The sequence below is a fragment of the Pseudomonas sp. RAC1 genome (assembly GCF_030658255.1).
In the GTDB taxonomy this organism is placed as follows: domain Bacteria; phylum Pseudomonadota; class Gammaproteobacteria; order Pseudomonadales; family Pseudomonadaceae; genus Aquipseudomonas; species Aquipseudomonas boreofloridensis.
Window position 1 is genome coordinate 46,190 of sequence record NZ_JAUTXS020000009.1, and the last position, 8,276, is coordinate 54,465.

Below are 8,276 nucleotides of genomic sequence, written 5' to 3' on the forward strand. Positions count from 1 at the left end.
GGGTTAGACTGGCCATCCTATCGCAGCGTTCATTGATGCCCTAATTCCACCGGCCCGAGATTCCAACGGTGAAACCCGTCCGCCTGACCTTGATCTGCCATGCCCAGACCCGTTCCCAGCAGACTGGCTGCTTTTCGCATCCTGAAGAGCCTGTCTTGGCGCACACGCCGCTTCTTGCCAGCGCACCTCCCGGTACGCATCTGATCAGCGCGCCCGAGCGGCGCGCGCGGCAGACGGCGGCCTGGTTGGGCGCCGAAGTGCAGCTCGAACCCGCCTTGGCCGATTGCCACATGGGCCGTTGGCAAGGCTTGAGCCTCAAGCAGGTTCAGCGGGAGGAAACGGACGCGCTGGCGTGGTGGGGGGTGGATGTACAGGCGGCGCCCCATGGCGGCGAGTCGTTCGCGGCGCTGCACAGGCGGGTCGCCGCTTGGCTGGAGTCCTTCGCTGCGCCAGGGGACTGGCTGGCGGTCACTCACCCGCTGGTGATACGCGCTGCACTGGCTGAAGTCCTGGACGCGTCGCTGGGCACGTGCCAGGCGATCGATGTGCTGCCGTGCGCGCGGATCGAGTTGAGCCGTACCGAGCGCTGGCGCCTGCGACTGCTGCCGGGCTGAGTGGAGCGTCAGAACGCCAGTTTGTAGCCGATCAGCAGCAGCATCCCCGCCAGGCATGGGCGCAGCACGCGGTCGGAAATGCGCCCGGTGAGGTGGCTGCCCAGGTAGATGCCGGGCAGCGAGCCCAGCAGCAGGTAGCCGAGCAGCGACCAGTCCATGTTGCCCATGCCGGCATGGCCCAGGCCAGCCACCAGTGTCAGCGGCACGGCGTGGGCGATCTCGGTGCCGACCAGGCGTCGGGTGACCAGGAACGGATAGAGCAGGAACAGCGCCACCGTCCCCAGTGCCCCGGCGCCGATGGAGGTCAGGGTGACCATGACCCCCAGCACGATGCCGGTGGTCACCGTGAGGAGGTTCAGGCTGCGGGCACTGAGGTGGTAATGGTAGCCCGCATGGCGGCTGGCGAAGGCCTGCAGACGGGATTTGAACAGGATGGCCAGTGCGGTGAGTATCAACACCACGGCCAGGCCCTGCTTGATGATGGCGTTGAGCGCCGAGGTGTCGGTGTGCAGCGTGCTGAGGAACCACAGGGTCAGGGCCGCTGCCGGTACGCTGCCCAGGCTCAGCCAGCCCGTGATCTTCCAGTCGATGTTCTTGTTGCGCGCGTGCACCCAGACACCACTGGCCTTGGTGATGGCGGCATAGAGCAGGTCGGTGCCCACGGCAGTGGCAGGGTTGATACCGAACCAGAGCAGAATGGGTGTCATCAGCGAACCGCCGCCGACGCCGGTCATGCCGACGATGAAACCCACTACCAGCCCGGCAATGGTGAAACCGAAAGAACCTACATCCATACGCTACTCAATCTGCCTGCTAGCCCGTGGTCGGATGCTGGGCAGCATATAGATTGTTCGTTATAGCCAAATAGAATTCTTCGTTATGAGGTTATAACGCGCCGCAGCCATCCCCGCTGGCCAGTCGGCGGGGGTAACTGCGTGCTGGGCAACTTCAGATCCTGAAGCTGCCCACCAGTTGCTTCAGACGACCCGCCTGCTGAGTCAGGGCGTCGCAGTGGCGCAAGGTCTCGTTGAGGTTCTGCACGCCTTGCTGGTTGAGTGCGTTGATCTGGGTGATGTCCAGGTTCAGGCTTTCGACCACCGCGCTCTGTTCCTCGGTGGCCGTGGCCACCGACTGGTTCATGCCATCGATCTCGCCGATGCGCGACGTCACGCTGGCCAGCCGTTCGCCCGCGCGGTTGGCCACCTGCACGGTCTGTTCGCTGGACACCTGGCTGGCGTTCATGGTGTGCACGGCTTCGCGCGAGCCGACCTGCAGGCCGGTGATCATGCGGTGAATCTCTTCGGCCGACTCCTGGGTGCGGTGCGCCAGGTTACGCACCTCGTCGGCCACCACGGCGAAGCCGCGCCCAGCCTCGCCGGCACGAGCGGCCTCGATGGCGGCGTTGAGCGCCAGCAAGTTGGTCTGCTGGGAAATGCCTTTGATCACATCGAGGATCTTGCCGATTTCGTCGGTGCTGGCGTTGAGGGTTTCGATCTGCTGGCACGACTCGCTGATCTTCTGCGACAGCGCAGTCATGGCGCTGATCGCATCATCGACCACCTGGCGCCCATCGTTGGCCTGGTCGCTGGCGCCGCTGGCGTGCTGCGAGGCATCGGCGGCATTGCGGGCGATTTCCTGGGTGGCGGCGCCCAACTGGTTGATCGCCGCCGCCACGCTGTTGGTCCGCAGGCTCTGCTCCTCCGAGCCGTTGATCGAGGCATTGGATGCGCTCATGACCTGCTCGGACAGGTCATGCACCAGTCGCGTGGCCGAGGCCACTTCGCTGATCGAGGCATGGATGCGCTCGACGAAGCGGTTGAAAGCGGCTGCCAGCTCGCCGAACTCGTCCTTGTTCTGCACCTGCAGGCGGCGGGTGAGGTCGCCTTCACCTTCGGCGATATCGTGCATGGCGCGGCCCATGGTGGTCAGCGGACGCATCAGCACGGGAATCAACAGACCCAGCACAGCGGCGATGGCGACCACGGCGATGAGCATGGCGATGATGGCCGAGCTGCGGAACTGGCCCAGAGCGGCGTAGGCTTTGTCTTTATCAATCGACAGGCCGATGTACCACTGCGCCGAAGGCAGACCTTTGACCGGCGTGAAGGAGACGATGCGCTCGGAGCCCGCGAGGGTCACGTCCTGCATGCCGGGTTCGACGCGCAGGCCGCTGTTGGGGTAGAGGTCCTTGAGATTCTTCATCAGCTGGTCCTTGTCGGGGCTGACGATCACCTGGCCTTCACGGTCGACCAGGAACGCATGGCCGATGCCGCCGAAGTCCACGGCGTTGATGATGTCGACCAGGCTGTCCAGGCTCAGGTCGCCACCGACCACACCGAGCAGTTCGCCGCTGCCGCGCGCCTTGACCGGGATGGCGATGGTCACCACCAGACCGCCCACCGAGGCTTGGTAAGGTGGGGTCAGCAGGGTCTGGTTGGCGCTGACGGCGGCGCTGTACCACGGACGCTTGCGCGGATCATAGCCGTCGGGCATCTGCGCGTCAGGGCGCTGGGTGAAGGCGCCATTGTTCTGGCCGAAGTAGGTGAACTGGAAGTTGCTGGTGTAGGAGGGCTGATCCACCAGACCGGCCACTTGATTGCCGGTGCCTTGCTGTGCGATGTCCTGGGCCAGATTCTCCAGTACCAGGATGCGCCCGCTCATCCAGTTCTGCACGCTGCTGGCGGTCAGGGCGCCCGCCTGCTGCACAGACGACTCGATGTTCTGGGCGATGGTCTTGCGCTGCAGGTAGTCGTTGTAGAGGGTGAACAGTGCGAATGCCAGTACCACGACACCGCAGGCACTGAGGAGGATCTTGTGGCGAAACTTCAGGTTCATGTTTCGAGACCTTGAGCCGAAATCGGAGATGGCGGCCGCCCGCTCGTGGCGGACTGGCGGTGCCTGTCGGAGTCGATATCGGCGTGCTCGACGAAAGGTTGAGGGCGTTGCTGTAGCGTCCGACGGATGGTGAAGGCTCAGCGGCTGGTCAGCATGCCCACCAGCGCTCGCGCCGCCTGACCCAGCGGTTGGCTTTTGCGCCACAGCGCATGCACCGGCAACTGCAGTTCATTGCGCGTGTTGCGAAACGCCAGTCGCACCAAGCGTCCAGCCTGCACCCGCGGGGCGATACGCGCGCAGGGTAGATCGCCCCAACCCAGACCCGCTTCGACCATCTGCACGGCCAGGTCGACGCTGTCGGTACGCCAATGGGCGGTTCCGATCAGCGAGCGGGTATCGCCCAGCGGCAGGTGGCGGCTGTGCACCAGAATCTGGCGGATGTTCACCAGGTCTTCGAGGTCGCGAATGCGTCCTTCGCGAAAGGCCGGGTGATGCGGCGACAGCACCGCCACCAGCGCCTCGCTGCCCAGGTGCTGGAAGCTGCGCTGCGGATCCACCTGCAGTTCGGCGAAGGCTAGGCACAGCCCGACGCGGCCGCTGTCGAGCAACTGCAGGGCATCGTCCTGGGGCGCGCTGAGCAATTCGATGTCGAGCAATGGGTAGCGCTCGCCCAGTCGGGCGATGGCCGCCAGCAACGCAGCTGGATCGATATCGGTCACTACGGCGATGGACAGACTGCTCTCCAGGCCGCGCGACAGCTCCAGTGCATGCACCTGCAGCAACCCCAGTTGTTCGGCGATCAGCCGGGCATGGGGTTCCAGGGCGCGAGCGCGATCGGTGGCGCGCACCTCGCGCGAGCCCCGCTCGAACAGCGGGTAGCCCAGTTCGGCTTCAAGATTGCCCACGGCCATGCTCACCGCCGAGGGTACGCGGCCGAGCAGTCGTGCCGCCGCGGAGAACGAACCGCCATCGAGCACGGCGAGAAACAGCTGGATGTTGTCACTGGAAAAGTTCATCGCGCCTCCTGTCAGTAAATCTGAAAGGAGCTGACTTTTTCTGTCAACAGAATTGATTCAGTCTTAGCGCCCTCATCAACGGCTATGGAGCGACAACGACTGTGCAAGGCGCCAAACGCAAACTGGTCTACGTGACCTTCTATGAACTGATTGGGTTGTGCATGTCGACCCTGGGACTGGCGTACCTGTCAGACACCCAAGCCACGCACACCGGCCCGCTGGCGGTGATGATCACCACCATCGCCATGGTCTGGAACCTGATCTACAACACCCTGTTCGAGCGCTGGGAAAGTCGCCAGGCCAAGCGCGGGCGCGGCTTGGCCAGGCGGGTAGGGCACGCGGTGGGCTTTCAGTTGACCCTGGTGGTGTACCTCATCCCGCTGATCGCCTGGTGGCTGGACATGAGCCTGTGGGAGGCGTTCTTGGTGGACCTGGCGTTCATCGTGTTGGTGCCGTGCTACACCTTCGTCTACAACTGGGCGTTCGATCGGATCTTCGGGTTGCCGACCTCGGCGTTGGCGACGGCGTGAGCCACGCTCAGTCAGCGTCATCGAGGTCGAGCTTGGCTTCCAGCCGATCCAGATGCTGATGCATCAGCAGGAGCGCCGACGTGGCATCGCCACCTTCCACTGCGTCGATGATGGCCGCGTGCTCTTCCCAGGCGCAGTGCTCGCAGCAGGGCGCTTCATAGCGAGCGATGATCAGTGAGGTCATCGGTACCAGGCCATTGAGAAACCGCGCCAGCGGGGCGTTGTTGGCCATTTGCGCGAGCTTTAGGTGGAATTCGCCGCCCAGACGGATGGCCGTGCAGCGCTCGCCGCGTTCATGGTGCAGCCGTTCACGTTCCACCAACTGACGCAACTGACGGATCTGGTTGGGGCGAGCACGCTGGGTGGCCAGGCCGATCAAGGTGGTTTCGGCCAGGCGCCGGGCGCTGAGCACCTGGCGCGCCTGTTGCGGATCGGGCGCGGCCAGGTGCGCGGTGTGACTGGGCCGTTGGACCACCACCTGCTGGTCGGCCAGGCGACCGAGGACGCGGCGGATGACGGTGCGACTGACGCCGAACGCATTGCCCAGGGCCTGTTCGGGCAAAGCGCTGCCCGGCGGCAGGCGCTGTTCGAGGATGGCGTCGAACAGTCGCGGATAGATCTGTTCGGCACCCAGTCGGCCTTCGCCGGTCTTGATCAACTGGGGCAAGCGCGATGGATGGGCCAAGGCAGTCATGGTCGCTCTCCTGGGTCAATGGTCCGGGGCCGGATGCTCGTCCGGAATGTTCAGCTCGATGCCCATGCGCAGGCCTTCGGCGAGGATGTGCCGGCGCATCTGGGCGCTGGCCTCGGCGCTGTTGCGCGCACGGATCGCACGCACCACCGCTTCGTTTTCTTCCAGCCGCGCGGCGAAGTGTTCGGGCGAGTCGCGCAGCATCGCCGCGCTCTGCTTGAGGGCATTGCTGGTCTGCTGCACCACGCTCTGGAAGATTGGGTTGGTGGTCAGCGCGAACAGCGCTTCGTGCAACGCGATGTAGGCCACTACGCCGGCCTCGCTATCGCTGGCGTCCACGGCCTCGCGCAGGTCCATCAGGGTCAAACGCAACTGGCCGATGTCCTGGCTGCCGGCCGCTTGCGCAACCAGCCCGGCGATGAAGGGCTCGAGGGTGTAGCGCAGCTCCAGCACGTCGGCCAGGCTGGCGGCGCCGACGCTGTCGCTGACCGAGACCAGAGCAAGGTCGGCGTCTAGCACCAGCACGCCCTTGCCCGGCATGGCCCGCACCAGCCCGAGGGTTTCCAGCACAGTCAGCGCTTCACGCAGGCTCGGGCGGCTGATACCCAATTGCTCGGCCAGCTCGCGCTGACCGGGCAGCATTTGACCGCTGCGCCATTGGCCACGGGCCAGGGCGCTGCGCAGTTTTTCCACCACGGCGGTGACGACGGTCGATGAACTGATCACGGTGCTTTCCCCGATTGAGGCTTGAGTCTTGCTGCCTGCGGGCCGACGTCGGGCGTCGGCCCTGGCCTGCTCAGAACTCCTGCTGATGGGCCTGGCCTGGTTTACGGGGCAGCGGCGCGAAACCCGGCTTGCCGGACAGCACGTTGTTGGCCCGCTCCATGTCGATGTCCTTCTCCCAGCGGGCGATGGCCACGGTGGCGACGCAGTTGCCGACCAGGTTGGTCAGCGCGCGGCCGATGCCCATGAACCAGTCCACCGCCAGTACCAGCACCAGGCCCACCACTGGGATCGCCGGTACGGCGGTGAGGGTCGCCGCCAGGATCACCAGCGCGGAGCCGGGAATGCCGTGGGCGCCTTTGGAGGTCACCAGTGACACCAGCAGGATGGTCAGCAAGTCGGTCATGGCCAGTGGCGTACCGGTGGCGTTGGCAATGAAGACGATGGCCAGGGTCAGGTAGATCGAGAAGCCGTCGAGGTTGAACGAGTAGCCGGTGGGGATCACCAGTCCGACGGTGGAGCTGCCGATACCCAGGTGCTCGAGTTTGCGCATGACCTGGGGCAGCACGGCATCGGAGGACGCGGTTCCCAGCACGATGGTCAGCTCTTCGCGCAGGTACTTGAGGAAGGGAATCATCTTCAGGCCCGACACGCGCATCACGGTGCCCAGCACCAGCAGGACGAAGCCTGCGCAGGTGATGTAGAACAGCGCGACCAGTCCGCCCAAATGCTGCAGCGATTCCAGGCCGTATTTGCTGGTGGTGAAGGCGATGGCGCCGAACACGCCGATCGGCGCCAGGCGCACGATCATGCCCATGATGCGGAAGATCACGTGGCTGAGTTCGTTGATCAGTCGGGAAATGCCCGAGGCGGATTCACCGACCAGGTTCAGGGCGCTGCCGAACAGCACGGCGAACAGCAGGACTTGGAGGATGTTGTTGTCGGCGAAGGCGCCGATCACTGAGGTGGGAATCAGGTCCATGAAGAACGCTGTGGCCCCATGCAGGTGTGCGCCGCGGTCAGCGAGGGCTCCGGCATCGGCGCTGGAGAGCTGGTCGAGGTGGATGTTGGCGCCTTGGCCGATGCCGGTGGAGAAGGCCAGCACCAGCCCGATGACCAAGGCGATGGTGGTGAGGATCTCGAAATAGATCACCGACTTCAGGCCGATGCGGCCGACCTTCTTCAGGTCGCCTGCGCCTGAGATGCCCGTCACCACCACGCAGAACACGATGATGCCGATGAGCATCTTGATCAGCTTGATGAAGCCGTCACCGAGGGGTTTGAGTTGCAGGGAGAGGTCAGGGAAGCTCAGACCGCAGACAATGCCGAGGGCCAGGCCCAGGACAACTTGGAGGAAGATCGAACGCGAGCACCATTTGAGCATGGGAGGGATCTCTGATTCGGTGTCCCTGCTTCGATGCCCCCAGGGGAGTGCGGGCGAAAGAGCGCGGGACTTAATTATTGTGGTCTTACCGGTTTGTCCAGTGCGGGGTCGAATGTAAGCGCTGGTGGGTGGGGGTGGCAAGAGGTTTTGGTTTGACCGGTCTGACCAGTTGCGGGATGTTTCTTGGGTAGGGCTCTAGTGCGGGGGTGTTGGCTGATGAATTTTTTGATGGGGCTTTTTGGGGGGGCTAGTTCTTTTGGGGGGAATATCCGGATTTTTTGGTGAGGCTGATTCACCTTTTCGCCTTTACGGCGACCCCCTTTTTTCTTGGAAAAAGGGGGGCAAAACCGCTTGCTCCCGCATCCGGCCCCTTCGCTGCGCTGCGGGGTTCCCTCGCGCCGGTGGCACTCCGGGGGTACCGCGCTTAGGGGCCATCCATGGCCCCAAGCGCTTGACGGGCATCCATGCCCGTCAACCCCCTCC

Annotated in this window: 8 protein-coding genes; 2 read left to right on the top strand and 6 right to left on the bottom strand. The window is 64.4% G+C overall.

Annotated features, from left to right (window positions below):
* Window positions 1-68 precede the first annotated feature (68 nt).
* A complete protein-coding gene (locus tag Q7C30_RS01330) occupies window positions 69-614 on the top strand; it encodes a histidine phosphatase family protein (protein WP_317870362.1) in 546 nt (181 codons plus the stop codon).
* A gap of 8 nt (window positions 615-622) precedes the next feature.
* On the opposite strand, the gene Q7C30_RS01335 is transcribed toward Q7C30_RS01330, so the two are convergent.
* From Q7C30_RS01335 to Q7C30_RS01345, 3 genes are all read right to left on the bottom strand, one after another.
* On the bottom strand, window positions 623-1,408 hold the full coding sequence (locus Q7C30_RS01335) for a sulfite exporter TauE/SafE family protein (RefSeq protein WP_317870363.1): 786 nt from the start codon (window positions 1,406-1,408) through the stop codon (window positions 623-625).
* A 154-nt stretch (window positions 1,409-1,562) separates the two neighbouring features.
* A complete protein-coding gene (locus Q7C30_RS01340) occupies window positions 1,563-3,449 on the bottom strand; it encodes a methyl-accepting chemotaxis protein (RefSeq protein ID WP_317870365.1) in 1,887 nt (628 codons plus the stop codon).
* 137 nt (window positions 3,450-3,586) lie between these two features.
* Window positions 3,587-4,465, bottom strand: a complete 879-nt coding sequence (locus Q7C30_RS01345) for a LysR family transcriptional regulator (protein WP_039576527.1) — start codon at window positions 4,463-4,465, stop codon at window positions 3,587-3,589.
* 101 nt (window positions 4,466-4,566) lie between these two features.
* Here Q7C30_RS01345 and Q7C30_RS01350 point away from each other — a divergent pair, with 101 nt between their 5' ends.
* Window positions 4,567-4,995: a PACE efflux transporter gene (locus Q7C30_RS01350; protein ID WP_317870367.1), complete on the top strand. Its 429-nt coding sequence runs from the start codon at window positions 4,567-4,569 to the stop codon at window positions 4,993-4,995.
* Between the two features lie 7 nt (window positions 4,996-5,002).
* Here the strand turns inward: Q7C30_RS01350 and Q7C30_RS01355 are convergent, their stop codons facing one another.
* From Q7C30_RS01355 to Q7C30_RS01365, 3 genes are all read right to left on the bottom strand, one after another.
* The gene (locus Q7C30_RS01355) at window positions 5,003-5,689 is read right to left on the bottom strand and encodes a GntR family transcriptional regulator (protein WP_295488059.1); all 687 of its coding nucleotides are present in this window, start codon (window positions 5,687-5,689) and stop codon (window positions 5,003-5,005) included.
* A gap of 15 nt (window positions 5,690-5,704) precedes the next feature.
* Window positions 5,705-6,412: an FCD domain-containing protein gene (locus Q7C30_RS01360; protein ID WP_039576530.1), complete on the bottom strand. Its 708-nt coding sequence runs from the start codon at window positions 6,410-6,412 to the stop codon at window positions 5,705-5,707.
* A gap of 70 nt (window positions 6,413-6,482) precedes the next feature.
* Window positions 6,483-7,793, bottom strand: a complete 1,311-nt coding sequence (locus tag Q7C30_RS01365) for a C4-dicarboxylate transporter DctA (protein ID WP_029614702.1) — start codon at window positions 7,791-7,793, stop codon at window positions 6,483-6,485.
* Window positions 7,794-8,276 lie beyond the last annotated feature (483 nt).